General features: G+C 64.9%; 22 protein-coding genes. 12 read left to right on the plus strand and 10 right to left on the minus strand.

The annotated features are described in order from the left end of the window. The first annotated feature begins 113 nt into the window (after window positions 1-113). On the plus strand, window positions 114-1190 hold the full coding sequence (locus NKI16_RS09810; RefSeq protein WP_352623201.1) for an NAD(P)/FAD-dependent oxidoreductase: 1077 nt from the start codon (window positions 114-116) through the stop codon (window positions 1188-1190). Here the strand turns inward: NKI16_RS09810 and NKI16_RS09815 are convergent. Together NKI16_RS09815 and NKI16_RS09820 are read right to left on the minus strand one after the other, a co-directional pair. After that, complete coding sequence (locus tag NKI16_RS09815; protein WP_352922600.1) at window positions 1184-2554, minus strand: amidase; 1371 nt, start codon at window positions 2552-2554, stop codon at window positions 1184-1186. The genes NKI16_RS09810 and NKI16_RS09815 overlap by 7 nt on opposite strands. A gap of 172 nt (window positions 2555-2726) precedes the next feature. Beyond that, window positions 2727-2942 (minus strand): DUF6356 family protein, encoded by a 216-nt coding sequence (locus tag NKI16_RS09820; RefSeq protein ID WP_023676367.1) that lies wholly within the window; start codon window positions 2940-2942, stop codon window positions 2727-2729. Between the two features lie 115 nt (window positions 2943-3057). Here NKI16_RS09820 and NKI16_RS09825 point away from each other — a divergent pair, with 115 nt between their 5' ends. From NKI16_RS09825 to NKI16_RS09835, 3 genes are all read left to right on the plus strand, one after another. Then, window positions 3058-3528: an Lrp/AsnC family transcriptional regulator gene (locus NKI16_RS09825; RefSeq protein ID WP_023676368.1), complete on the plus strand. Its 471-nt coding sequence runs from the start codon at window positions 3058-3060 to the stop codon at window positions 3526-3528. Between the two features lie 84 nt (window positions 3529-3612). After that, on the plus strand, window positions 3613-4098 hold the full coding sequence (gene dut / locus NKI16_RS09830; RefSeq protein ID WP_023717930.1) for a dUTP diphosphatase: 486 nt from the start codon (window positions 3613-3615) through the stop codon (window positions 4096-4098). Then, window positions 4098-4754 carry an HAD family hydrolase gene (locus NKI16_RS09835; RefSeq protein WP_352570216.1) on the plus strand — a complete coding sequence of 219 codons (657 nt, stop codon included), beginning with the start codon at window positions 4098-4100 and terminating at the stop codon, window positions 4752-4754. Before dut ends, NKI16_RS09835 begins: the two co-directional genes overlap by 1 nt. Window positions 4755-4787: 33 nt before the next feature. On the opposite strand, the gene NKI16_RS09840 is transcribed toward NKI16_RS09835, so the two are convergent. Further along, window positions 4788-5372 carry a TetR/AcrR family transcriptional regulator gene (locus NKI16_RS09840; protein ID WP_352922603.1) on the minus strand — a complete coding sequence of 195 codons (585 nt, stop codon included), beginning with the start codon at window positions 5370-5372 and terminating at the stop codon, window positions 4788-4790. A gap of 142 nt (window positions 5373-5514) precedes the next feature. On the opposite strand from NKI16_RS09840, the gene NKI16_RS09845 reads away from it, so the two are divergent. The 4 genes from NKI16_RS09845 to NKI16_RS09860 all read left to right on the plus strand — a co-directional run bounded on the left by NKI16_RS09845 (window position 5515) and on the right by NKI16_RS09860 (window position 8694). Beyond that, complete coding sequence (locus NKI16_RS09845; protein WP_198023552.1) at window positions 5515-5865, plus strand: SRPBCC family protein; 351 nt, start codon at window positions 5515-5517, stop codon at window positions 5863-5865. Window positions 5866-5942: 77 nt separating this feature from the next. Next, entirely contained in the window at window positions 5943-6800 is an 858-nt protein-coding gene (locus NKI16_RS09850) for a hypothetical protein (protein WP_352922607.1), read from the plus strand. A 77-nt stretch (window positions 6801-6877) separates the two neighbouring features. After that, complete coding sequence (locus NKI16_RS09855; protein ID WP_352922610.1) at window positions 6878-7681, plus strand: isocitrate lyase/PEP mutase family protein; 804 nt, start codon at window positions 6878-6880, stop codon at window positions 7679-7681. A gap of 14 nt (window positions 7682-7695) precedes the next feature. After that, a complete protein-coding gene (locus tag NKI16_RS09860; protein WP_352922612.1) occupies window positions 7696-8694 on the plus strand; it encodes a proline racemase family protein in 999 nt (332 codons plus the stop codon). On the opposite strand, the gene NKI16_RS09865 is transcribed toward NKI16_RS09860, so the two are convergent. Next, window positions 8691-9386 (minus strand): sulfate transporter family protein, encoded by a 696-nt coding sequence (locus NKI16_RS09865; protein ID WP_352922615.1) that lies wholly within the window; start codon window positions 9384-9386, stop codon window positions 8691-8693. The two genes, NKI16_RS09860 and NKI16_RS09865, sit on opposite strands and share 4 nt — an antisense overlap. A 215-nt stretch (window positions 9387-9601) precedes the next feature. Here NKI16_RS09865 and NKI16_RS09870 point away from each other — a divergent pair, with 215 nt between their 5' ends. Next, complete coding sequence (locus tag NKI16_RS09870; protein WP_352922618.1) at window positions 9602-10594, plus strand: adenosine kinase; 993 nt, start codon at window positions 9602-9604, stop codon at window positions 10592-10594. 188 nt (window positions 10595-10782) lie between these two features. Here NKI16_RS09870 and NKI16_RS09875 read toward each other — a convergent pair whose 3' ends face one another. Continuing rightward, the gene (locus NKI16_RS09875) at window positions 10783-13062 is read right to left on the minus strand and encodes an NADP-dependent malic enzyme (protein ID WP_023676376.1); all 2280 of its coding nucleotides are present in this window, start codon (window positions 13060-13062) and stop codon (window positions 10783-10785) included. A gap of 203 nt (window positions 13063-13265) precedes the next feature. On the opposite strand from NKI16_RS09875, the gene mutS reads away from it, so the two are divergent. Then, window positions 13266-15956 (plus strand): DNA mismatch repair protein MutS, encoded by a 2691-nt coding sequence (gene mutS, locus NKI16_RS09880; RefSeq protein WP_352922688.1) that lies wholly within the window; start codon window positions 13266-13268, stop codon window positions 15954-15956. Window positions 15957-16051: 95 nt separating this feature from the next. Here mutS and NKI16_RS09885 read toward each other — a convergent pair whose 3' ends face one another. The 3 genes from NKI16_RS09885 to NKI16_RS09895 form a co-directional block, all read right to left on the minus strand. Continuing rightward, window positions 16052-16897, minus strand: coding sequence for an aldo/keto reductase (locus tag NKI16_RS09885; RefSeq protein ID WP_352591200.1), 846 nt, complete (start codon window positions 16895-16897; stop codon window positions 16052-16054). Between the two features lie 109 nt (window positions 16898-17006). Then, complete coding sequence (copM, locus tag NKI16_RS09890) at window positions 17007-17393, minus strand: CopM family metallochaperone (RefSeq protein WP_352591202.1); 387 nt, start codon at window positions 17391-17393, stop codon at window positions 17007-17009. 43 nt (window positions 17394-17436) lie between these two features. Further along, entirely contained in the window at window positions 17437-19941 is a 2505-nt protein-coding gene (locus tag NKI16_RS09895; protein ID WP_352591205.1) for a heavy metal translocating P-type ATPase, read from the minus strand. A gap of 227 nt (window positions 19942-20168) precedes the next feature. On the opposite strand from NKI16_RS09895, the gene NKI16_RS09900 reads away from it, so the two are divergent. Continuing rightward, complete coding sequence (locus tag NKI16_RS09900; RefSeq protein WP_352591208.1) at window positions 20169-22967, plus strand: [protein-PII] uridylyltransferase; 2799 nt, start codon at window positions 20169-20171, stop codon at window positions 22965-22967. Between the two features lie 46 nt (window positions 22968-23013). Further along, complete coding sequence (murJ, locus tag NKI16_RS09905) at window positions 23014-24612, plus strand: murein biosynthesis integral membrane protein MurJ (protein ID WP_352755992.1); 1599 nt, start codon at window positions 23014-23016, stop codon at window positions 24610-24612. On the opposite strand, the gene NKI16_RS09910 is transcribed toward murJ, so the two are convergent. Beyond that, window positions 24587-24991, minus strand: a complete 405-nt coding sequence (locus tag NKI16_RS09910; protein WP_352614480.1) for a type II toxin-antitoxin system VapC family toxin — start codon at window positions 24989-24991, stop codon at window positions 24587-24589. The genes murJ and NKI16_RS09910 overlap by 26 nt on opposite strands. Further along, complete coding sequence (locus NKI16_RS09915) at window positions 24991-25236, minus strand: type II toxin-antitoxin system VapB family antitoxin (protein WP_023676383.1); 246 nt, start codon at window positions 25234-25236, stop codon at window positions 24991-24993. The genes NKI16_RS09910 and NKI16_RS09915 overlap by 1 nt, the downstream gene beginning before the upstream one ends. Between the last annotated feature and the right edge of the window lie 128 nt (window positions 25237-25364).

Consider the following 25364-nt stretch of genomic DNA (forward strand, 5'->3'; position numbering starts at 1 on the left):
GTACAATACGTACGTACGTATTAAAGTCAAGAGGCACATTTGATACGGCGCGCTCTTGGCAGAACCCACGGGCAATGGCATCGCAGTGGTGGCGTTGGAACGAGGAGGGAAGCATGACAGCGGCGAAAGAAGTGATTGTCATCGGCGCCGGCATCATCGGCGCCTCCATCGCCTGGCACCTGACCAGGGCCGGAGCAAAGGTGACGGTCATTGCCGGCAGCGGCGCCGGCGGCGTCGCGACACCGAATTCCTTTGCCTGGATCAATGCCAGCTGGGGCAATCCGGAGGTCTATTTCCGCCTGCGCATTCGGTCGATGGCCGAATGGACGCGGCTGGCGAACGAGGTGCCCGGCATCCCGTTGCAGTGGTGCGGTGGCCTATGCTGGGACCTGCCACGTCCCGAACTTGAGGCCTATGCGGCCGAGCACTCCGCATGGGGCTATGGCATCGAGCGTGTCGACGGTGCCGGAGCGGCGCGTGTCGAGCCCAATCTGGCCGAACTTCCCGATTTCGCCCTTTATGTCGCCGAGGAAGGCGTTGCCGAGCCGGTCGCCGCCACGCAAGCACTGCTGGCCGACGCCGAACGGCGCGCCGCGCGAATTGTAGCCGGGACGACCGTCGCCGCTCTGGTGCAAGCCAACGGCAGGATTGCCGGCGTCGATACATCCGGCGGGCGGATTGCTGCCGACGAGGTGGTGATCGCGGCCGGAGCCGGCTCTCCGGCACTAGCGGCAACAGCCGGGATAGAACTGCCGATCGAGACACCACCCGGCCTGATCGTGCATTCGCGGCCGTACCAAAAGCTGCTCAACGGCCTGGTGATCGGCGACCGCCTGCACATGCGCCAGACGGCGGAGGGACGCATCATCGCCGGCTCGGATTTCGGCGGCGCCGATCCGGGCATGGATGCCGCAGCCACCGCCCGCAACCTGTTTGCGGCGATGAAGGCCATGCTGCGCGGCGCGGATGAGCTGGAACTCGATTTCCACACCATTGGCTACCGGCCGACGCCGGTCGATGGCTTTCCGATCATTGGCCGTGCCGAAGGCACGAGCGGCGTCTACGTCGCGGTCATGCATTCCGGCATCACGCTGGCACCGGCCGTCGGCCTGTTCGCCGCCCGCGAAATCCTCGACGGCGAGCGCGATCCGCTGCTTGATCCCTACGGGCTGGCGCGGTTTACTCAATAACCGGGCGGGCGGCGAAAGCCGCCGGCCAGCGGGTCGATTGCCCTGGCGATCCCGAGCAGGCGCGACTCCGACCAGCGTTTGCCAACAATCTGTAGTCCGATGGGCAGGCCATTGCTGTCCTGTCCGCAGGGCAGCGACAGTGCGGGGTGGCCGCTGTAATTGAACACCGCGCCATAGGCCGGCAGCATCCAGTAGCTTTGCTTCTCGCCGTCGACCTCGATCGACGTTCCCGGCTCGCAATGCGGGAAGGCGGTGACCATGGCGACCGGGCACAGCAAGGCGTCGCAGCCGTCGAAGAACCGTTCCCACGCCAGGATGGAGCGGTCGCGGCGGGCGAGCGCCTCGAACCAGCGCGAGACCGGCGTCGGCTTCTCCGGTGGTTCGGGCTGCGCCGCCTCCAGCATCATGCCGATCAGCGCACCGCCTTGCTCCAGGTCGTCGTGCAGGTCGAGCTTCGGCAATTCGGCCTCGACGATGGCGCCCGCAGCCTGAAGCTCTTTTGCCAGGCTTTCGACCGCCGCGCTGATCTCGCCGGCCACCGGAAAGCCCGGAAAGGACGGCGCGACGGCAATCCGCAAATTTCTGAGATCCAGCTCCGGCATGGTTTCGACCGGTACCGGCGCAAGGTCGGTATCGCTTCCATCCGGCCCGGCAATGAGGCCGTAGATCAGTGCCAGGTCCTCGACGCTGCGCGCCATCGGTCCGAGGCAGGAGATCAGCCTCACGCTGCGCGGCGCCCCGCCTGGATCGGGGAAGGCGCCGGCGAGCGAGACGCGGTGCTCGGTCGGCTTGAGGCCGTAGACGCCGCAAAAGGCGGCGGGCAGCCGGATCGAATCCTGCATGTCGGTGCCGACCTCGAACGGCGTCATTCCGGTGCCGAGCGCCGCCGCCGCACCGCCACTGGAGCCGCCGGCGGTGCGCTGGAGATTCCAGGGATTGCCGGTGCGGCCAAACAGCGGATTGCTCGACTGCCAGTCACCGAGCATTGTCGCCACGTTCGTCTTGCCCACCAGTATGCCCCCTGCCGCCTTCAGCCGGGCAACGACCGGACTGTCTGCCCTCGGGGCATAGTCGGCGAAAGCCGGGAAGCCGACGGTGGTTCTCATGCCCGCTGTTTCGTGCGTGTCCTTCAGTGTGAACGGCACGCCATGCAGCGGCCCAAGGGCCTCGCCGCGCGCCTGGGCTTCGTCGGCCTTGCCAGCGCGTTGCCGCGCACCGTCCCGATCGAGGGTTACGACTGCGTTGACCGCCTCATTGTGCCTGTCAATCTGCGTCAGATGCGCGTCCAGCGCTTCCACAGCGGAAATCTTGCGGTCGCGAATGGCGGCAGCCAATTCTGTCGTCGGGGAAAAGACGATATCCATCGTGGATGCTCCGGGCTATCGCGCCGCGCTCCTCAAAATGGCGGATTGCGGCGCGGCTTCAAGCCTGGCTCGACATTTCGACGATGGCGGCGCTTGATCGGGATTGCGCTGCCGGGATCCGTTGAGCGTTGGCGCCGTCCAGCGGCCTCGCCGCGCTCGGTACCTCTACGGCCTACCGTCCTCTGTTATGCGTCCGCTCATAGAGCTCACGGATGATGCCGCTTGCCGTGGTCTCGAACAGAAACGGCAAGAAAGCATGAATGAGCGCGGCAAAGGCCGCCATGAACAATCTCGACGAGAACCATGCGGCGAAAGCCATATGGCCGAAATAGCTCTCGCCGACCGTGGCCGGATGAGAGGTGAAAAGTCTTGCGAGCCGTGCCGTCATGTCGATCCCTCCTGCCGGCATGAAGAGCCGGCGATGAGTATACTGGCATGGGTGTTCGGTTCATCGGTCTCAAATTGTCCTTGTGAAAGGCTGAATTTTGGGACAAACATCCCACATGGCGCCGGAAATCGACGAAATAGACCGGAGATTGCTGGCCGAGCTGCAACGCGACGGCACGCTGTCCGTCGACCAGCTCTCGGCAAGAATATCGCTGTCGCGCAATGCTTGCTGGCGCCGGGTCAAGCGGCTGGAGGAAGACGGCGTCATCACCGGCCGGGTGGCGCTGGTCGACGCCGACAAGCTTGGGCTCGGCCTTTCGGTGTTCATCCTGATCCGCACCTCCAACCACGATCCGGACTGGCTGCAAAGATTCCGAGCGGCGGTGACCGGCTTTGCCGAGATCACCGGCGCTTACCGCATGTCCGGCGATCTCGACTATGTCCTACGCGCCCGCGTCGCCGATGTGAAGGCCTATGACCGGCTCTATCAACGGCTGATCGCCAAGGTGGCACTATCGGACGTTTCGGCCTCCTTCGTCATGGAGGAGATCAAGGAGACCACGGTCGTTCCGATGGAACTGCGCTGAAGCGGAACTGTGCTGAAAGAAAGCCGTTGATAGCATTGCCGCCGAGTTGACTGAACCGGCGTTCGCGACGATAGGATCAGCCTCATGCGCGCAGCACTTTATCCTACCTCCGTCATCGGTCCGGCTGTCGGCTTCGTCAGGCTGCCGCATGGCGAGGGCTTGCCGCTTCCGGCCTATGAAAGCTCGGGCGCCGCCGGCATGGACCTGCGCGCCGCCGTCCCGGACGACAGGCCGCTTTTGATCCTGCCGGGAAAGCGCGCGCTGGTGCCGACCGGGCTGGTCCTGGAAATTCCGGAGGGCGTCGAAGGCCAGGTCCGGCCGCGTTCGGGCCTCGCCTTCAAGCACGGGCTCACCTGCCTCAACACGCCGGGCACCATCGACAGCGACTATCGCGGCGAGGTCAAGGTGCTGCTGATCAATCTCGGCGACGAGGATTTCGCGGTGACGCGCGGCATGCGGATCGCCCAGATCGTCTTCGCCCCGGTGACGCAGGCGACCGTCGAGGAGCGCACATTGGCTGGCGGCACAACGCGCGGCTCGGGCGGCTTCGGATCGACCGGCACGGCCTGATGAAAATACCCAAGCTCGTCATCTTCGATTGCGACGGGGTTCTGGTCGACACCGAGAACCTGGCCAATCGGCGCCTCGCCGAATGGCTGACCGCGGCCGGCTTTCCGGCCAGCTTCGAATATTGCCGCAAGAATTTCTCCGGCCGCAGCATGGTCTCGGTGCAGAAGGAAGTCGAGGCGACCGGCGTCAGCCTCGGCGCCGATTTCGTCGAGCGCTGGAACGCCGGCCTGCCGGACCTGTTCGCGCATGGCGTCGAGGCCATCCCCAACGTTCGCGAGTTCATCGAAACCGTGCACGCCGCCGGCATCGCCACCTGTGTCGCCTCGTCGGCACGGGTGTCCAAAATGCACATCACGCTCGGCCAGACCGGGCTGCTGCCGCTTTTCGAGCATGCGCTGTTCAGCTCGACCATGGTCTCGCGTGGCAAGCCGTTCCCCGACCTCTTCCTGCATGCGGCAGCGACGATGGGCTTCGCGCCCGCCGACTGCATCGTCATCGAGGACAGCGTCGCCGGCACGGCAGCCGGCATCGCCGCCGGCATGCGCGTCTATTCCTACCACGGCGACCCGCTTTCCGACCGCGATGGACTGATCGAAGCCGGCGGCATCCTATTCGACGACATGCGTAAACTGGCCGGGCTGGTGCCGATCCACTGATCGCCTATGCGCAGGCTGCACGCGCGCCCGATCTCAGACCGGGCGTGGGGCTCCAAGTAGTCGGTCGACCGTGTCGCGTATGAGAGTGCGCAGATTGGCCGGCCTGTCGAGATGACTGACGACAAGCAGGCCGTCGGCCGCCACTGTTAGCGCGTCCGCTGTGCGGTCCGGATCGCGATTTGCGTCCGCGGTCAGCAGATCCCTTAGGATGCCCCATTTCCAGTGACGATGCTTATCGATTGCCTGGCGAACCGGGCTCCTCGCGTCGGGGTATTCGGCCGCGGCATTCTGGAACGGGCAGCCGCGGTAGCCCGGCTGATCCGCCGCGTCGGCGATGAGATCGAATATGGCAAGGATCATCTGGCGAGGTGGCCGCCGGCCAAGGCTCGCTATTGCCGCCCGTCCTTCCTTGCTGAGCTCCTCGATGTAGGCGCGGACGAGATCGTCCTTGGCCGCGAAGTGATGATAGAACGTCGCCTTGGCAACGCCGGCCTCGGCGATGATGCGGTCGATGCCGACTGTGCGCACCCCCTCCAGAGAAAACAGCGCGGTCGCCGTATCGAGGATGCGGCGGCGCGCAAGACTTTCGGGACGATCGTTGATTCGGGCTGCGGACATGCCTTGACCGTATAGCAGACAGGTCTGTATACATCCACATGTAGACAGACAGGTCTACCTGTTAACGAAGGGAAGGCGAAACATGGCTTCGATAGTCAGGGAAATCATCGTAGATGCTTCACCGGAAAGCGTATAGGCGACGGTGGGCGACTTCGCCGGCGGCGCCCAACGGATAGCCCCAGGCGTTTTCGTCGACTGCCGGGTGGATGAGGGCGACGTACGGGTCCTTACTTTCGCCGACGGCAAGATCGTGCGAGAGCGGCTCATCGCCCGCGACGAGCAGGGCCGGCGGATCGTGTGGGGATGGCTCGGCGACGAGGTCACTCACGATAACACCTCCATGCAGGTCTTTGCCGAGGGCGAGGGCCGGAGCCGCCTGGTCTGGATTCACGATACTCTGCCCGACGAACTCGGCACGTGGCTCGCAGCCGCCATGGATCAGCTGGTGGCGGTTTTCCAGCAGACCCTGGCGAGCCAAGCCAAACCAACATAGTGAGGCAACGCCAGGTGTTTCCTCTTGGCCGCAAAATGCTATAGCTTGCGCGCGCCCGACATAACGAGCGCGCGCGCATGACCTTCTCCCTGCTTCGTTTCATCGTTGCTTGCCTGCTGCTGCCCTGTCTTTGGACGACGGCCAGCGCGGAGGCCGTCAGCTTCCCGGAGCTCGGCAGCGCTGTCCCCGGCCACGGCGATGTCACCTATCTCGATCTCGCCAGGATGGTCATTCCCGATCTGGCCGCGGACAAGGCCGGCTTTTTCCGGGGTTCGATGCCGATCGAGATGCGCCACATCGCTGGACCGGACTACGACGGCTCGCCGCCGGCGACGTCGGGTCTTTCCAGCGGCGACGTGCTCGACATCAAGGCCGGCGGCAAGGACCGGCTGGCGATGCTGCTCGACCTCGGCGACTCGCCTGACAGCGCCGAGGGTTATGCCGTGCTGGCACTCTACGACATCACCGGCAAGCCGGCCTTGCTCGACGCGGTCAATGTTGCCGTCGACCGCAGCACCTACTTTCGCGATCCGGGCAAGCTGTCGATCGGGCCCGGCGATGACGTCATCATCACCACGAGCACGCATTTCAATTCGAGCCAGGGCTATGTGATCGCGCCGCTGGTCATGGTCCGCAACGACAGGTTCGAGCTGATCGACATGATCTATACGTTCGACGAAAACCTCTGCACCAGCCGAAGGACGCAGAATGCGGCCTTCCAGGCGATTGCCGACGGCCAGCCCTATGCAGCTATCAAGGTTACGGTGACCGACGCGACAGTGCCGGGCGATGAAAGCTGCGACGGCCAGCCGCCGCCAGAGGCGTCTTCGCGCGACATTTGCGTCACCTATCATTGGGACAAAAACGCTTCGCGTTACGTCAAGGATTCCGATGCGCTGGACCGATTGGCAGGAGAGAACGCCAAACGCTTCTGAGCCAACCGCATTTGTTTGCCCGGCGCGTTCCGCCGGGCTAGAATTTCCTTCATAATCCGCACCGGAGGGGAGCATCCATGGATAAGGGCAAGATTTTTCGCGACCTGCATACATCGATCTTCGTCATGGCCAATTCATGGGACGTCGGCACGACCAAGCTCTTGGCCTCATTCGGCTTCAAGGCGCTGGCCACGACCAGCGCCGGCTTTGCCTTTTCGCGCGGCCTGCCGGACGGCGCGGTGACATTCGAGGCGATGATCCATCATTGCCGTGAAGTGTCAGCGGCGACCGGGCTGCCGGTTTCGGCGGACCTCGAAAAGGGCAAGGGCGACAGCGCGACAAGTGCCGGCGAGACCATCTTCGCCGCCGAGGCGGCTGGCCTCGCCGGCTGCTCGATCGAGGACCATACCGGCGAGCCCGCCAAGCCGATCTATGATTTTTCGCATGCCGTCGATCGCGTCGCGGCGGCGGCGGAAGCGGCACGGGCACTGAAACGCGATTTCGTCTTCACCGCGCGGGCCGAGAATTTCCTGTGGGGCAAGCCCGATCTCGACGACACGATCAAGCGGCTGCAGGCCTTCGAGAAAGCCGGTGCCGACGTGCTCTATGCACCGGGCCTGGGCGACATCGAGATGGTGCGAACCGTCTGCTCGGCGCTGACCAAGCCGGTCAACGTCATGGCCAGGCCCGGCTTCACCATCGCCGATCTGGCCATGGCGGGGGTAAAGCGCGTCTCGCTCGGCCCATGGCTCACCAATTTCGCCTTTGGCATGCTGGAGACCGCGGCGCGCGAGATCCAGCAGGACGGCACCTTCGGCTTCACCCGCGCCGCCATGCCGTTCGGCAAGCTGCAGGCGCTGTTTGCCAAATCTTCAGCCTAGGTCGGGCCCGGCGAATGACGCTCACCGTCGTCGACATGCACACCGGCGGCGAGCCGCTGCGGATCGTCACCGGCGGCTACCCCGACATTCCCAAGGGCACGATCCTCGAAAAGCGTGCCTATGTGCGCGACCATCTCGATCATCTCAGAAAGATCCTGATGTTCGAGCCGCGCGGCCATTACGACATGTATGGCGCGCTGCTGGTGGAGCCCGACCTGCCGGGCGCCGACCTCGCGGTGCTGTTCATGCACAATGAGGGCTATTCGACGATGTGCGGCCACGCCATCGTCGCGCTCGGCCGCTACGCCGTCGACGAACGGCTGGTGGCGCCACGCGAGCCGATGACGATCGTCAATATCGAGGCGCCATGCGGGCTGATTTCGGCTGCGGTCGAGGTAAGGGATGGCAAGGCCGGCGCGGTGTCCTTCGAAAGCGTGCCGGCGTTTCTGTTCGCCGGCGACCAGTGGATCGAGCTGCCGGGCTATGGTCCCGTCGGCTTCGACATCGCCTATGGCGGGTCCTTCTATGCACTGGCCGACTGCCGCCAGTTCGGGCTGGAATTTGGCAGGAACCGCGTGCGCGATTTCGTCGATGCGGCGACCGCGCTGACTGATAAGCTGAAGGCCGAATTGCCGCTGTTGCATCCCGACCATGCCGATCTCGCCTTTCTCTACGGCACCATCCTGACCGACGGACAGGATGCGTTCTCCGATACGCCGACCAAAAACATCTGCGTTTTCGCCGAGGCCGAGGTCGACCGTTCGCCGACCGGCTCCGGCGTCACCGCGCGGCTGGCGGCCATGCACGCCAAGGGGCAAATCGAGATTGGCCGGACGCGGCTGTTCGAGAGCATCGCCGGCTCGCGCTTTTCCGGCGCCGTCGTACGCACGGCCACAGCCGGGCCGCATGACGCCATCATCGCCCGCGTCGGCGGCCGCGCCTATTACTCAGGGCGGGCCGAATTCATCGTCGAGGACGATGATGAACTGGGGCGCGGCTTTCTGCTGCGCTAGCTCCCTTCCCGTGCCGAGATCGCCTTGTGCAGATGCACCATCATGGCGGCGGCGAACAGCGGCGTCAGAAGGTTGAGCAGCGGCACGGCGAGGAAAGCGGCGACCACCAGCCCGGCCAGGAACACGGTGATGGAGTGCTTTCTGCGCAGCGCCTTGGCCTCGGCCTCCGGGCGAAAGCGCATGGCGGCGAACTCGAAGAACTCGCGCCCGAGCAGATAGCCGTTGACGACGAAGAAAGCGGCAATGTTGATGCCCGGCACCAAGAGCAGCAGCAGGGCGACGATGTTGCCGAGGATGACGACGCCGAAAAACCGGATCGCCAGCACCAGGGAGCGCAACGCCGGCACGGCGCGGCCGGGCGGGTCGTTTGGATAATCCGTGCGCTCGACCACTTCGGCGACGTCGTCGAGGAACAGGCCGGCGATGATCGCCGTCACCGGCGCGATGAGCAGCGCCAAGCCCAGCGCAAGGCCGATGCCGGCGACGACGGCGCCCAGCCATCCGGCCCAGGAGGGTAGGGCGGGCAGCCATGCATCGATCCACGGCCAGGCCAGCCATTCGAACAGGCTCTTGATCCCGAACCAAAGCGCCGCCAGCGCCAGCAAGGTCAGCGCAAACGTCTTCAGGAACACGGAACGGAATTCGGGCGAGAACAGCCGGCTCAAGGCGGCACGGGCGGCGTCGAGGATCACGGCGTTTCCAATTCCATGTCAAACGAGGCCCATGGGCGATATTTCGGGATAGGCGGAGACAGGTCGCGAGACAAGCGCAAACCGCGCGATACGAAGCATCTGCGTTCTGCCCGGATTTATAACTCGCGGCCTAGGCAAAGCCGCATCAAACCGCTAGACCCGCCCGCGCCCGGCGTGGCAGAAAGCCGGTGGGTTTTTGGCGGAGACATGAATTGATGCCGGACTATGACGTGCTTTGTATCGGAAATGCCATCGTCGACATCATCGCCCAGTGCGACGAGGCGTTCCTGGAGACCAACGGCATCATCAAGGGCGCGATGAATTTGATCGACACGAGGCGCGCCGAACTGCTCTACAGCCGCATGGGCCCGGCCATCGAAGCCTCCGGCGGCAGTGCCGGCAACACGGCGGCGGGCGTCGCCTCCTTCGGCGGCCGCGCCGCCTTCTTCGGCAAGGTCTCCAACGACGCACTCGGCGAAATCTATGCGCATGACATCCATGCCCAGGGCGTCGCCTTCGACACAAAGCCGCTCAACGGCGAACCACCGACGGCGCGCTCGATGATCTTCGTCACACCGGACGGCGAGCGCTCGATGAACACCTATCTCGGCGCCTGCGTCGAGCTCGGCCCGGAGGACGTCGAGGCCGACAAGGCCTCGGGCGCGGCGGTCACCTATTTCGAGGGCTATCTGTGGGACCCGCCGCGCGCCAAGGAGGCGATCCGGCAGACGGCGAAGCTCGCCCATGCCGCCGGGCGCGAAGTGTCGATGACATTGTCGGACTCGTTCTGCGTCGACCGCTACCGCGACGAGTTCCTCGACCTGATGCGCTCCGGCACCGTCGACATCGTCTTTGCCAACAGCCACGAGATCAAATCGCTCTACCAGACCGCGTCCTTCGACGAGGCGCTGGCCCAGATCCGCAAGGATTGCAAGATCGCCGCCGTCACCCGCTCGGAAAAGGGCTCGGTCATCGTGCGCGGCGACGAGACCGTCATCATCGAGGCGACCAGGATCCGCGAGCTGGTCGACACCACCGGCGCCGGCGACCTCTACGCCGCCGGCTTCCTCTACGGCTACACGCAAGGCCGCAGCCTGAAGCAGTGCGGCGATCTCGGCTCGCTGGCAGCCGGGCTGGTCATCCAGCAAATCGGCCCAAGGCCACGCCAGAATTTGCGCAGAGAGGCCGAGCAGGCCGGGCTGCTGTAGAGCGGCGCCTCTTTCCTTCTCCCCCTGTGGGAGAAGGTGGATCGGCGCGCAGCGCCGAGACGGTTGAGGGGTGCTGGACGGAGTGCTGCCGGTGCCAAGCTGGAACACCCCTCATCCGACCGAGCTTCGCTCGGCCACCTTCTCCCACAGGGGGAGAAGGGGAGAGGCGCTGCTGCTGCCCCCGCTCCTCAAGCCCCAGCGCTATAAGCCGCAATCGCCGCCATATTGACGATGTCCGAGTCCTTCGCATTCAGCGAGACGATCTGAACCGGCTTGTTGAGGCCGACCAGCAGCGGGCCGATGACGGTCGAGCCGCCGAGCTCCTGCAGCATCTTGGTCGAGATCGAGGCCGAGTGGAAGGCCGGCATGACCAGCACATTGGCCGGGCCGGTCAGCCTGATGAACGGGTACTGCGCCATGGCGCGGGCGTTGAGCGCCACGTCGGCGGCCATCTCGCCGTCATACTCGAAATCGACGCGGCGCTTGTCGAGGATGCGCACCGCTTCCTGGACGCGCTCGGAGCGCTCGCCCTGCGGATGGCCGAAGGTTGAATAGGCGAGCATGGCAAGCCTCGGCTCGTAGCCCATGCGGCGGGCGAAGCCGGCGGCCTCCTCGGCGATGTCGGCGATCTCGACGGCATCCGGCATGTCGTGCACCGCGGTGTCGGCAACGAGGACGGTGCGACCGCGCGCCAGCACGATCGACACGCCGATGACGCAATGGCCGGGCCTTGCGTCGATGACGCGGCGGATATCGTCGAGCGCCGTCGAATAGTTACGGGTAACGCCGGTGACGATGCCGTCGGCATCGCCCAGCGCCACCATGCAGGCGGCGAAATGGTTGCGGTCGTTGTTGATCAGCCGCTGGCAGTCGCGGAACAGAAAGCCTTTGCGCTGCATGCGCTCGTAGAGATAATCGGTGTAGACCGAGTTGCGCCGCGACAGCCGCGCATTGATGATCTCGATGCCTTGCTTGCCGAGATCGATGCCGGCATTCCTGGCGTTTTCCTTGATGATGTCGTCGCGGCCGAGCAGGATGGCGGTGCCGAGCCGCTGGTTCACATAGGAGACGGCGGCGCGCATCACCTGCTCCTCCTCGCCCTCGGCAAAGACGATGCGCTTGGGCTGGCGGCGCACCCGGTCGTAGATGCGCTGCAGCGTCGAGGCGATCGGGTCGCGGCGGGCGGAAAGCTCCTGCGCGTAGCGGTCGAGATCGAGGATCGGCTTGCGCGCGACGCCGGAGTCCATCGCCGCTTTGGCCACCGCAATCGGAATGGCCGAGATCAGGCGCGGGTCGAACGGCACCGGGATGATGTAGTTGGGGCCGAATTTCGGCCGCATGCCCTGATAGGCGGCGGCGACGTCGTCGGGCACGTCCTGGCGCGCCAGTTCGGCGAGCGCTTTGGCCGCGGCGATCTTCATGTCGTCGTTGATGGTGGTCGCCCGCACATCCAGCGCGCCGCGGAAGATGTAGGGGAAGCCAAGCACGTTGTTGACCTGGTTGGGATAGTCGGACCGTCCCGTCGCCATGATGGCGTCGGTGCGGATCTCGGCGACTTCCTCCGGCGTGATCTCGGGGTCGGGATTGGCCATGGCGAAGATGATCGGGTTCTTGGCCATCGACTGCACCATTTTGGTGGTCAGCGTGCCTTTGGCCGAGAGGCCGAGGAACACGTCGGCGCCGTCCAGCGCCTCGGCCAGCGAGCGCGCGCCGGTTTTCACGGCGTGCGCCGATTTCCACTGGTTCATGCCTTCGGTGCGACCCTGGAAGACGACGCCCTTGGTGTCGCAAAGGATGATATTCTCAGGCGCAAAGCCCATCGCCTTCATCAATTCGATGCAGGCGATGCCGGCAGCACCGGCGCCGTTGCAGACCATTTTCGTGGTCTTCATGTCGCGGCCGGTGATTTCCAGCGCGTTGATCAGGCCGGCGGCCGAGATGATGGCGGTGCCGTGCTGGTCGTCATGGAAGACCGGGATGTCCATCAGCTCGCGCAGCCGCTGCTCGATGATGAAGCACTCCGGCGCCTTGATGTCCTCGAGGTTGATGCCGCCGAAGGAGGGGCCGAGAAAGCGCACGCAGTTGATGAATTCGTCGGCATCCTCGGTATCGACCTCGAGGTCGATGGAATCGACATCGGCGAAGCGCTTGAACAGCACCGCCTTGCCTTCCATCACCGGCTTGGAGGCCAGCGCGCCGAGATTGCCGAGGCCGAGGATAGCGGTGCCGTTGGAGATGACGGCGACCATGTTGCCGCGAACCGTGTAGTCGAAGGCGCGGCTCGGGTCCTCGGCGATGGCGAGAACCGGCACGGCGACGCCCGGCGAATAGGCGAGGCTGAGATCGCGCTGCGTCGCCATCGGTTTTGTGGCGACGATCTCCAGCTTGCCCGGACGGCCCATGGCGTGGAATTCCAATGCCTCCTGGGCGCTGACGGAGGGCCCGTTGCTTTCGGTTTTCTTGGCCATGGTACTTTTGGTTTCCTCGCCCGTACGGCACCGCTTGAGATGGGTGCGCATGCTTTCTTTTGTGGAAGGTTCGGGATTAAGGCTACACTTCGCCGCTGTAAACCGCCAAGCATGGCTTGGAAAATTTTGGAAGCAGCTTCTTGAACGACGAGACGCCCATTCGAAGCGACAACGCCACGCCAGCCTTCGCGCCGGCGACGCCGATGATGGAGCAGTATATCGAGATCAAGGCGGCGAACCCGGATTCGCTGCTGTTCTACCGCATGGGCGATTTCTACGAGCTGTTCTTCGACGATGCCGAGAAGGCGAGCCGGGCACTCGGCATCGTGCTGACCAAGCGCGGCAAGCACCAGGGGCTCGACATCCCGATGTGCGGCGTACCGGTGCATGCCGCCGACGATTATCTGCAGAAGCTGATCGGCCAGGGGTTCCGCGTCGCTGTCTGCGAGCAGATCGAGGATCCGGCGGAGGCCAGGAAGCGCGGCGGCAAATCGGTGGTGCGCCGCGACGTGGTGCGGCTTGTAACGCCCGGCACCATCACCGAAGACAAATTGCTGGCGCCGTCGGAATCGAGTTTTCTGATGGCGCTGGGACGGGTCAAGGGCGGCAGCAGCGATACAAGAGGCGGGGAGCGCGGCAGCGCGACAGGGAACCAAGGAAGTTTCGCCCTAGCCTGGATCGAGATCTCGACCGGTGTCTTCCGCGTCGCCGAGACAACCGCCGACCGGCTGCTCGCCGATGTCTTCCGCGTCGATCCGCGCGAGCTGATCGTCGCCGAACCGGTGTTTTACGACCGGGAGCTGAAACCGGTCTTCGACGTGCTCGGCCGCGTCGCCAGCCCGCAGCCGCCGTCGCTGTTCGATTCGGCTTCGGCCGCCGGCCGCATCGCCCGCTTCTTCGACGTGGCAACGCCGGATAGTTTCGGCGCGTTTTCGCGCGCCGAACTGTCGGCGATCTCAGGCGTCATCGCCTATGTCGAGAAGACGCAGAAGGCCGAACGGCCACCGCTGTCGCGGCCGGAACGCGAGGAGCAGGGTTCGACGCTGTTCATCGACCCGGCGACGCGCGCCAATCTGGAGCTGCTGCGCACGCTGTCCGGGAGCCGCGACGGGTCGCTGTTCAAGGCGATCGACCGCACGGTGACCGGTGGCGGCGCAAGGCTGCTCGCCGACCGCTTGATGGCGCCGCTGACCGACCCGGCGGCAATCGCTGCAAGGCTGGACTCGGTGTCGTTCTTCCGCTCCGAGACGCGCCTTTGCCAGGCGGTGCGGGCAAGCCTGAAGAGCGTCGCCGACATGCCGCGGGCGCTGTCCAGGCTGGCGCTCAACCGCGGCGGCCCGCGCGACCTCGGCGCGCTGCGCGCCGGTTTCGAAGCGGCCGGCGCCATCGCCGAACTGTTCGGCCAAACCGCATTGCCGGCCGAACTGACCGCGGCGTTGGGAGCTATCAAGGCACTGCCCAGTGATCTGGCGACGCATCTGGCACAGGCGCTCAGCGACGAGCTGCCTTTGCTGAAGCGCGACGGCGGCTTTGTCCGCGGCGGCTACCACGCCGAACTCGACGAGATGCGGGCACTGCGCGACGAGTCGCGAAAGGTGATCGCCGGGCTGGAGCGTTCGCTGATCGACGAGACCGGCATCCGCTCACTGAAGATCAGGCACAACAATGTGCTCGGCTATTATATCGAAGTCACCGCTAACCACCATGCGCTGATGACCGGCAGCGACGGCGCCAAGGCGCGCTTCATCCATCGCCAGACCATGGCCAACGCCATGCGCTTCACCACCACCGAACTCGCCGAACTGGAAACCAAGATCGCCAACGCCGCCGACCGGGCGCTGGCGATCGAGCTTGCCGCTTTCGAGGCGCTGACGGCGGAAGTGGTCGGCCAGGCCGACACGATCCGTGCCGGCGCCGAAGCGCTCGCCGTGCTCGACGTTTCGGCCGCACTTGCCTTGCTTTCCGAGAGCGAGGCCTGGTGCCGGCCGCTGGTCGATGCGAGCCTTGCCTTCGAGATTTCGGGTGGACGTCATCCGGTGGTCGAACAGGCGCTGCGGCGTTCCGGCGAAGGCCCGTTCGTCGCCAATGATTGCGATCTGTCGCCGCAAGGCGATGCCAAGGCCGGCGCGATCTGGCTGCTGACCGGCCCCAATATGGGCGGCAAATCGACCTTCCTCAGGCAAAACGCGCTGATCGCCATCCTTGCCCAGACCGGCTCCTTCGTGCCGGCGGCATCAGCCCATATCGGCGTCGTCGACCGGCTGTTTTCGCGGGTCGGCGCCTCCGACGATCTGGCGCGCGGCCGCTCGACCTTCATGGTCGAGATGGTAGAGACGGCGGCGATCCTCAACCAGGCAGGCGAGCGCGCACTGGTCATCCTCGACGAGATCGGCCGCGGCACCGCCACTTTCGACGGGCTGTCGATCGCCTGGGCGGCGGTCGAATATTTGCACGAGAAAAACCGCTGCCGGGCGATCTTCGCCACGCATTTCCACGAGATGACGGCGCTGGCCGGAAAACTGCCGCGGCTCTCCAACGTCACCATGCGGGTCAAGGAATGGGAGGGCGACGTGGTCTTCCTGCACGAGGTCGGCAAGGGTGCGGCCGACCGTTCCTACGGCGTCCAGGTGGCGCGGCTGGCCGGCCTGCCGGAAGCGGTCGTCGGCCGGGCCAAGGAAGTGCTGCACCAGCTTGAAGCAGGCGAGGTCTCGGGCAAGGCCAACCGTCTGGTCGACGACCTGCCGCTGTTTTCCGTGGCAGCGAAGCGGGAGGCGTCGAAGCCGATGAAGAGTTATGGGCTGGGTTTGGCGCTAGCGGAGATCAATCCCGACGAGATGACACCAAGGGAAGCACTGGAGGCGTTGTACCGGCTGAAGGGGATGGCTGGGAAGTAGTGCTCGTCGGATAGCGCTCTACGGCACCCCCTCTGTCCTGCCGGACAGAGGGGGTGTGACGGAACGCTGCTTTGGCTTGCCTTCCGCCCCACCCCTCAAATCATCGCCAGGCCCGACTTCCGCCTCGGCGGTGGGAAGGCGCGGTCAATTTCGGCGAAATCTTCGCTCGTGAGCTCGATCTCCAACGCCGCGACATTCTGCCGGACATGCTCCGGGCGGCTGGCCTTCGGAATGGCGATCACCCCCTCCTGCGCCATCACCCATGCAAGTGCGATCTGCGCCGGCGTCGCACCGTGGCGGGCGGCGATAGCATCTAACCTGGCGTTGCGCGCCAATACCCCCTGATCGACCGGCGAATAGGCCATCAGCGGCATGCCGCGTTGCCGGCTCCACGGGGCGAGGTCGAACTCGACGCCGCGCTGCGACAGATTGTAGAGCACCTGGTTGGTCTGGACGTTGCCGCCGGCCGGCAACCGGACCAGCTCCTCCATCTCGCCGGTATCGAAATTGCTGACGCCCCAATGGCGGATCTTGCCGGCCGCCTTCAACGCTTCGAACGCCTCTACCGTTTCCATCAAAGGCACGCTGCCCGGCCAATGCAAGAGATAGAGATCAATGCGGTCGGTGGCGAGATGCCTCAGGCTGTTCTCGCAAGCCCGTTTCACGCCGGCGCGTGAGGCATTGGACGGCAGCACCTTGGAGACCAGGAAGACCTCGTCGCGGCGCCCGGCGATGGCCTCCGCCACCACCTCCTCGGCACCACCGCTGGCATACATTTCGGCGGTGTCGATCAGCGTCATGCCGAGATCCAGCCCGAGCTTCAGGGCATTGGCCTCGTCGCCACGGCGGCGGCCGTCTTCGCCCATCTTCCAGGTGCCCTGGCCGAGCACCGGCACAGCTTCGCCGCAGGGCAGGGTGGTCGTTCTTATCGTCGATGGCATGGCATGCTCCAGTCCGAGGCCCGGATAGCACCATAGCCGCCAAGGCAAATCCAGGTGAAGCAGAAATCCAGGTGAAGCCTCTCGCCCCGATTCCCCGACAGCGTGACGCCTACTTCACCGGATGGGCGGTGAGCCAGTCCTGCATCTGCTTGATCTCGGCTTGCTGCGCGGCGATCACTGCTTCCGCCAGCTTGCGGATTTCCGGGTCCTTGCCATTGGCGAGCTCGATCTTGGCCATGTCGATGGCCGCCTGGTGATGCGGGATCATGCCGCGGGCGAAATCGACATCGGCATTGCCGGAATATTCGATTGCCATCATGTCGGTATGCATCTTGTCCATCACCGCCTTGTAGCCCTCGGTCGAGGGGCTCTGCGCGCCCATTGCGCCCATGTCGTGCTTCATCTCCTCGGCTTGTGCCGGAACGCTTTCGAGGAAAACAGCAAGCAGCATTCCCGCCGCCATCATCAGCAGCACGATCTTCTTGGCCAACGTCATTCGTCGTCTCCTTTTTTGAACAGGGTCTATCTGGAAGTTTTACTCAGAGTTTCAACGTCCTGAGCCGCAATGCGTTGGCGATCACCGAAACCGAAGACAGGCTCATCGCCGCCGCCGCAATCATCGGCGACAGCAGCGTGCCGGTGAGCGGATAAAGCACGCCGGCAGCAACCGGCACACCAAGCACATTGTAGAGGAAAGCGAAAAACAGGTTCTGGCGGATGTTGCGGATCGTCGCGCGGGCCAGCGTCCTCGCCCTGACGATGCCGTTGAGATCGCCCTTGACCAGCGTAATTCCCGCACTTTCGACCGCAACATCGGCGCCTGTGCCCATGGCGATGCCGACATCGGCGGCGGCCAGCGCTGGCGCATCGTTGACGCCGTCGCCGGCCATGGCGACGCCGGCGCCGTTTGCACGCAATTCCTCGACCAGCGCACCCTTCTGCTCGGGCAAAAGCCCGGCACGCACCTCGTCGATGCCGAGCTTGGCTGCGATGGCCTTGGCGGTGCGCTCATTGTCGCCCGTCGCCATGACGATCTTCAGCCCGCTGTCATGCAGCGCCTTGATCGCCTCGGCGGTGGTCGCCTTGATCGGGTCGGCAACGGCGACGAGACCGGCGAGCTTGCCTGCGACAGCGACGAACATCACGGTCTTGCCATCGGCCTGCAGCGCCTCGGCGCTGGCCAGGACCGAAGCCGTCTCGATGCCGAGATCGACCATCATCGCGGCATTGCCGAGCGCTACCTTCTGCCCCGAGACCGTGCCGGAAACGCCCTTGCCGGTGACGGCCTCGAAACCGCCGGCGTCGGGGACCTTCACGCCGCGTTCGCGGGCGCCTTCGACGATCGCCTCGGCCAGCGGATGCTCCGAGCCTTTTTCGAGACCGGCGGCGAGCGCCAGCAGCTCGTCCTGTGCCATGCCTTCGACCGCGATGACGTCGGTCAGTTTGGGCCGGCCTTCGGTCAGCGTTCCCGTCTTGTCGACGATCAGCGTATCGACCGAGGCAAAGCGCTCGAGCGCCGCCGCTTCCTTGATCAGCACGCCGGCATGCGCGCCGCGCCCGGTGGCGGTCATGATCGACATTGGCGTGGCAAGGCCGAGCGCACAGGGGCAGGCGATGATCAGCACCGAGACCGCCGAGACGATGGCAAACACCAGGCTGGGTTCCGGTCCGACGATCGCCCAGGCGACAAACGCAATGATGGCAATCAGAACGACGGCCGGGACGAAGTAGAACGAGACGCGGTCGGCCAACCCCTGGATCGGCGCGCGTGAACGCTGCGCCTTGGCGACCAGCTCGACGATGCGCGCCAGCGTCGTCTCGGCGCCGATCTTTTCGGCGCGCATGATCAGCGAACCGTTCTTGTTGAGCGTGCCGCCGGTGAGGTTGTCGCCTTCGGTCTTTTCGACCGGCAGCGGCTCGCCTGTGATCATCGATTCGTCGATGGACGAGCGCCCTTCGAGCACAATGCCGTCGACCGGCACGGCGTCACCGGGGCGGATGCGCAGGCGGTCGCCGGCCTTGACGGTTTCGAGCGGCACGTCGTTTTCGGAACCGTCCGCGCCGATCTGCCGCGCCGTCTTCGGCGCCAGGTCGAGCAGCGCGCGGATCGCCGAGCCGGTTTTCTCGCGGGCGCGCAATTCCAGCACCTGGCCAAGGAACACCAGCGCGACGATCACCGCCGCCGCCTCGAAATAGACCGGCACGGTGCCGTCATGGCCGCGGAACTGGTGCGGAAAGAGGCCTGGAAACAGCGTGGCGACGACGCTGTAGAGATAGGCGGCACCGACGCCGAGCGAAATCAGCGTCCACATATTGGGGCTGCGGTTGAGGACCGAGTTCCAGCCGCGATGGAAGAACGGGAATGCCGCCCACAGCACCACCGGGCTGGCCAGCGCCAGCTCCAGCCAGACCTTCGCGCGGTCGTCGATGAAGGCCTGAAACGTCAGGCCGAGCATCGGCGCCATGGCGATGAGCAGCAACGGCACGGACAGCACCGCGCTCACCCAAAAGCGCCTGGTGAAGTCGACCAGTTCGGGGTTAGGTCCCTCGTCGCCGGTCGGCACGCCCATCGGTTCGAGCGCCATGCCGCAGATCGGGCAGGAGCCGGGCTTGTCGCGGATGATTTCCGGATGCATCGGGCAGGTGTATTGCGTGCCCTTGGGCATCGGCTGCGGCGCCGGCCTGTCGCCGAGATATTTTGCCGGCCCGGCTTCGAACTTCGCCTTGCAGCCGGCCGAGCAGAAATAGAAGCCCCGGCCCTCGTGCCGCAAAAAGTGCTTGGCCGTGGCGCGATCGACGCTCATGCCGCAGACGGGATCGGTTGCGGTCAGGTATTTTTCCGGCTCGGCGACGAATTTCGCGCGGCAGCTCTCGCTGCAGAAATGATAGCGATGGCCGTCATGCTCGGCCGTTGGCTTGCCGGCAGCCGGATCGACGGTCATGCCGCAGACCGGATCGCGGACGACGGCGTCCGCAGCAGAGGAGACGCCTTTTGCCGAGCAGCAGCTGCCATGGGCGTGATGATGGTGATCGGAATGCGTCATGCCGAAAGCCCCTGTAGTTCGGTGTTGCGGCGGAGGTAGTGCTTCCAGTAACTGGAAGGTCAAGGGCTGATTTCGATTTTTCGTGGCCAGGCCCAAACTGCACCGGCCGCGGGCATGAGACGATCGTCCCGTTCCACGGCTGCGGAGAACGCGTCCGTCCGCCCCATACCCAGCGCCGCGAAAACGCGCTATAGACGCCGCCGAAACGGCGAGGCCGAACGGCATTTATGGCAAGAATATCCCTGAAGCTCGAGGAACTGATCGACGGCGAAGCCTTGCGCCGCGAGATGACCGAACTGACCGAGGCGACGGCAGGCGACGGCTCCGGCAAGGCCGCGCGCAGCGGCGTTCTCAAGCTTCTCAAAAGCCGGCTCGCCGACGGCCGCACGGTCGCCGAACGCATGCTGATGGACGATGGCAGCGGTACCGCCTGCGCCGCCCGGCTGTCGCATCTGATGGATGAGATCATCCGCGCGCTCTACGACTTCGCCGCCACCCATGTCTATCGCGTCAAAAACCCGTCATCGGCCGAGCGCATGGCGGTCGTGGCCGTCGGCGGCTATGGCCGTGGCACGCTGGCGCCCGGGTCTGACATCGACCTGCTGTTCCTGCTGCCCTACAAGCAGACGCCATGGGGCGAGCAGATCGTCGAATACATGCTCTACATGCTGTGGGACCTGGGGCTGAAGGTCGGCCACGCCACCCGCAACATCGACGAGTGCCTCAGGCTGTCGCGCACCGACATCACCATCCGCACCTCGATCCTGGAGGCGCGCTTCCTGTGGGGCGAGCAAAAACTCTACGACGAGCTTTTGCAGCGCTTCGACCACGAGGTGGTGCGCACCACCGGCCCCGAATATGTCCAGGCCAAGCTCGCCGAACGCGACGAGCGCCACGCCAAGGCCGGCGAGAGCCGTTACCTGGTCGAACCCAACGTCAAGGACGGCAAGGGCGGCCTGCGCGACCTGCAGACGCTGTTCTGGATCGCCAAATATTTCTACCGCGTGCGCACCGGCGAGGAACTGGTCGACAAGGGCGTCTTCACCGACGCCGAATACAGGGAATTCCAGAAGGCCGAGGATTTCCTATGGGCGGTGCGCTGCCACATGCATTTCCTCACCGGCAAGGCCGAGGAGCGGCTGCATTTCGACATCCAGCGCGACATTGCCGAGCGGCTGGGCTACACCACCCATCCCGGCCTGTCGGCGGTCGAACGCTTCATGAAGCACTACTTCCTCGTCGCCAAGGATGTCGGCGACCTAACCCGCATTTTCTGCGCCGCGCTCGAGGAGGAGCAAGCCAAGCATGTGCCGGGCTTCAACCGCATCTTCCTCACCTTCTCGCGGCGCAAGCGCAAGCTCGCCGGCACGGCCGATTTCATCGTCGACAACCACCGCATCAACATTGCCGACGACGAGGTGTTCGAGCGCGATCCGGTTAACCTGCTCAGGCTGTTCTGGTTTGCCGACAAGCATGGCCTGGAATTCCACCCCGATGCGCTGAAGCTTTTGACCCGTTCGCTCGGCCTCGTCGGCAAGGCGCTCAGGCGCGACGAGGAGGCCAACCGGCTGTTCCTCGATATCTTGACCTCGGACCGCAATGCCGAGCTCAATCTGCGGCGCATGAACGAGGCCGGACTGCTGGCAAAGCTGATCCCGGATTTCGGCAAGATCGTCGCCATGATGCAGTTCTCGATGTACCACCACTACACGGTGGACGAGCACCTCATCCGCTGCATCGGGGTGCTGGCCGAGATCGAGCGCGGCGACGGGGAAAAGATCCATCCACTCGCCCACTCGCTGATGCCGGGGCTGAAGAAGAGCCGCGAGGCGCTCTATGTCGCCGTGCTGCTGCACGACATCGCCAAGGGCAGGCCGGAGGACCATTCGCAAGCCGGCGCCAGGATCGCCCGGCGCATCTGCCCGCATATGGGGCTCTCGCCGGCCGACACCGAAACGGTCGCCTGGCTGGTCGAGAACCACCTCGTCATGTCGATGACGGCGCAGACCCGCGATCTCAACGACCGCAAGACGATCGAGGATTTTGCCGCCATCGTGCAGTCGGTCGAACGGCTGAAGATGCTGCTTGTGCTTACCGTCTGCGATATCCGCGGCGTCGGGCCTGGGGTCTGGAACGGCTGGAAGGGCCAGCTGCTGCGTACGCTCTATTACGAGACCGAGCTTTTGTTGACCGGCGGGTTTTCGGAGGTGTCGCGCGCCAAACGGACGGCGGCGGCGCGCGAACAACTGGCCGAGGCGCTTGCCGACTGGCCGGAAAAGGCCCGCAAGCGTTATGTCGGCCAGCACTACGAGAACTATCTGCTGGCGGTCGATCTTCCCGACCAGCTCCGCCATGCCGAATTCATCCGCGAGGCCGATCACGCCGGCAAGAAGCTCGCCACCATGGTGAAAACCCACCAGTTCGAGGCGGTGACCGAGATCACGGTGCTGGCGCAGGACCATCCGCGCCTGCTCTCGGTGATTGCCGGCGCCTGTGCCGCGGCCGGCGGCAACATCGTAGACGCGCAGATCTTCACCACCTCGGATGGTCGGGCGCTCGACACCATCCTGATCTCGAGGGAGTTCGACCTCGACGAGGACGAGCGCCGCCGTGCCGAGCGCGTCGGCCGGCTGATCGAGGACGTGCTGTCGGGCAAGAGCTGGCTGCCCGAAATGATCGAGAAGCGGACCAAGCCGCGGCGCGGCGCCAAGGTTTTCCGTATTCCGCCACGCGCCGAGATCCGCAACACGCTGTCGAACCGTTTCTCGGTGATCGAGGTCGAGGGGCTGGACAGGCCGGGCCTTCTGTCGGAGATCACCGGCATGTTGTCGGACCTGTCGCTCGACATCGCCTCGGCCCACATCACCACCTTCGGCGAAAAAGTCATCGACACGTTCTACGTCACCGATCTCACCGGCCAGAAGATCGACAGCCCGTCGCGTACGGCGACCATCCGCAACAGGCTGATCGCGGTGCTCGAGGGCACGGCGTCCGAGCGCGGCAAGACCAAAACGGCCGCCGAGTGACTGTTACCTTCCATTTGCCCCAATCGCACAGGCAGTCTTCAAGCGCATGAGCCTTGTCAAGAAATTCGCCACGGTCGCTTCCGGCACGCTGATGAGCCGCGCCCTCGGTTTCGGCCGCGAGATGCTGATGGCTGCCGCACTCGGCACCGGGCCGATCGCCGACGCCTTCAACGCCGCCTTCCAGTTTCCCAACACCTTTCGCCGGCTGTTCGCCGAAGGCGCCTTCAATGCCGCCTTCGTGCCGCTGTTCGCCAAGGAGATCGAGACACACGGCACCGACGGCGCCAAGCGCTTTTCCGAAGAGGTGTTCGGCGTCTTGTTCACGGCGCTTCTGGCGCTGACCATCGCCATGGAACTGGCGATGCCGCTGATCGTGCGCTACCTGGTGGCGCCGGGCTTTGCCGACACGCCGGGAAAATTCGAGACGACGGTGGCGCTGGCGACCGTCATGTTCCCCTACCTGATCTGCATGTCGCTCGGCGCCATGATGGCCGGGATGCTGAATTCGCTGCGCCGCTATTTCGCCGCTGCGGTGGCGCCGGTGTTCCTCAACGTCATCCTTATCGCCGTGCTTGCCTATGCCTGGTACAAGGGTTCGGACGCCGGCACCGTTGGTTTCGGCCTGGCCTGGGGCGTGCTGGCGGCCGGCCTGGTGCAGCTGGCGATCGTCTGGGCGGCGGTGCGCCATGCCGGCATTTCGATCGGCTTCCGGCGGCCGAAGATGACGCCGAACGTCAAGCGGCTGCTGATCCTGGCGCTGCCGGCGGCGATCACCGGCGGCATCACCCAGATCAACCAGCTGATCGGCACGGCGATCGCATCGGCGCAGGACAGCGCGGTGTCGTCGCTGGCCTATGCCGACCGCGTCTACCAGCTGCCGCTGGGCGTCGTCGGCGTCGCCGTCGCCATCGTGCTTTTGCCGGAACTGTCGCGGGCACTGAAATCAGGCAATCTGGTCGAGGCCGCCAATCTGCAGAACCGCTCGGTCGAGTTTACCCTTTTCATGACCTTGCCGGCGGCGGCCGCGCTGCTGGTTATGTCCGAGCCGATCGTGCGGCTGGTCTATGAGCGCGGCGCCTTTGCCGCCAACAATTCGACGCCGACGGTCGCGGCAATCCTGGCGATCTTCGGCCTCGGCCTGCCGGCCTTCGTGCTGATCAAGGCGTTCACCCCAGGCTATTTCGCCCGCGAGGACACGCGCACGCCAATGATTTTCGCCGCCATCTCGGTGGCGGTTAACATTACGACGGCGCTGACGCTGTTTCCGACCATGGGCGCGCCCGGCATTGCCGTTGCCTCCGCTGTCGCAGGCTGGGTCAATGCGGCGATGCTGCTCGCCGTGCTGATCCGGCGCGGCCATTGGGGCCGCGACGTGCCGCTCATGAAACGCATCCCGCGGCTGGTGCTGTCGGCGGCGGTGATGGCCGCGGCGCTCTATTTTGCCGAGCACTGGTTCGCCGCAAGTCTCGGCTCCGGCTCGCCGCTGGTGATCAAGGCGGTAACCCTGCTTGCGCTCGTCGCCGGCGGGGCGCTGCTTTACTTCGTCACCGCCTTCGCCACCGGCGGCGCCGATTTCGGCATGATCCGCCGCAATATCGGGCGCAAGGGCTCCCAGCCGGTCAAGCAACAGTCTCCAGATCCGTGAAGCGGAATTCGTCCGCCGTCGAAAGCATCGGAACGGCGTAGTAGCGCGCACAGGCGTAGTGGAAACAGTCGGCCATGTTGAGGCGGCCAGCGTTGTTGCGAAACCGCGACGCAGCCTCGACTGACAGAGATGCTGCGTCAGAGGAAGGCGGAAGCTCCCGCAAGGTGATTCCACGCTCTTCGAGAAAACGGCTGACTATCTTGAAGCTTGTGGCGACCGGTACGGCCAGCTTTTCCGATCGCGAAAGCGCCATCGCGGCTTCCCAAACCGCGATCGCCGACGTGAACGGAGCCGACGCTTTCATGACCGCCTGCGCGCAGCGCGGGGCTTCGGTCTCGTTGCTCAGTATGGCAACGATAGCGGCAGCATCGATGAACATCAGTCTTCGCCGGACAATTCGTCGTAGACCGAGCGCGGCAGCGGCTTGCGCGCCTGCTCGCTCAGCTCAATACCGAACTCGGCCCGGAGCCGTGCCGCCGTCTCCAGCGGCGTCTCGCGATTGCGTCGGCGCTCCAGAGCTTCGCGCATGGCGATCACGATTGCCTCGGTGATCCCGACACCTTCAAGCCTGGCAAAAGCCCGCGTCAGGCTGTCCGCTTCCTTGTTGTTGATGTTGATCGTCATTGTTTTGCTTCCGCTGTGTAGCAAATATTACGTAGCTATCTACATCAGTCCGTCAATGTGGCCCTAAGCCAAATCGAAGCGATTGCCGAGGCGAGCTATTTTGTTCTTGCTTTGTGCCGGCAGCTATG

Origin of the sequence: Mesorhizobium sp. M0698 (assembly GCF_040320455.1) — a bacterium.
Lineage (GTDB): Bacteria > Pseudomonadota > Alphaproteobacteria > Rhizobiales > Rhizobiaceae > Mesorhizobium.